Origin of the sequence: Breznakia sp. PF5-3 (assembly GCF_029504745.1) — a bacterium.
GTDB lineage: Bacteria > Bacillota_I > Bacilli_A > Erysipelotrichales > Erysipelotrichaceae > Breznakia.
In genome coordinates, this window is record NZ_JAQFIQ010000095.1 from 1 (window position 1) to 1,162 (window position 1,162).

The following is a 1,162-nucleotide window of genomic DNA, read 5'->3' on the forward strand; positions in this document are numbered from 1 at the left end:
CATATTTTCAGCTGAAGTTTCTGGATTACTTCGCTTCCATTTGCTTTTCTTTTTTCTCATTATTGAGCGAATATCATTTATACACATCAGACGAGCTATACGCTTTATGTTGTAGTTCGCCTTTAGTCTGTTATTAACTTCGACCTTCATCCGATAAGCTCCATATAGACTATTTAATTCTTTATCTATATCCTTAATCGTGTTGAGCACGGATGTATTTTCTAAATCTCGTTTGTTTAAAGGCCTATTGAGCCATTTATAGTATGCAGCACGACTGATTTTGAAGAAACTACACATCCATTCTATGGACCATCCTTTACTTTCGTGAAACTCTTTAATTGTTTCATAAATATTTACACGTTCTTTTTTTAGTATGACTATTTGCTTGTATTTAGGAAGATGTTCTATCGCCGCCTTTCTAATTCCTCTAGCTTTTTTAGTAATTCATTCTCTTTTTCAATTTGTTTGATTTTACGCTCCAACAGTAGAATTTTTCTATCTTTCTTTTCATCATCACTTAATTCTTCTTCCGACTTTCGCTTACCACGACGGTCTTTTAGAGCCGCTTCGCCATCATCAAGATATTTCTTTACCCATGAATACACTTGAGCGTAATTCACGTTGTAGAGGCTTGCTGTTCCTTTGTAATCTTTATTGTTATTTAGACAATATTCCACAATTTCTTTTCGTTCCTCTATAGTAGTTTTTCTAGCCTTTGTCATATATACCTCCGGTTTTGGATCATAATCTTTTATTTGCTTACCTTCAGTATATATTGTAACCCATTTTATTATGATTGAACGAGAAGGAATGTTGTATTTAAGTGCGAGTTTAATATTTGAGCCTTCGCCTCTTAAATAAGCTTCTACAACTTCCGTTTTAAACGCTTTTGAATATGCTTTATTTTTTAGCTTCTTTTCAAATGCAGAAGATCCATATTTTTTGTATTGCTGTACCCAACCATATATTGCTTTATATCCATGTTTTGTCATCTTTAATGATAATGCAATTTCTCGAGCACTAATTTTTCCACTTATATAATCTTCGCATGCTTGTACCTTTTCTATCATTGTATATTTTTGATTTCTTCCCATATTAAAACCCCCTTAAATTAAAGTGCTTTATTTATTTGCACTGTATACCTAAGGGGGATAACATCATT

General features: G+C 32.6%; 1 protein-coding gene. It reads right to left on the reverse strand.

Annotated features, from left to right (window positions below; genetic code table 11):
- Positions 1-404: 404 nt before the first annotated feature.
- Complete coding sequence (locus M2475_RS11410) at positions 405-1,094, reverse strand: transposase (RefSeq protein WP_277491667.1); 690 nt, start codon at positions 1,092-1,094, stop codon at positions 405-407.
- Positions 1,095-1,162: the final 68 nt, after the last annotated feature.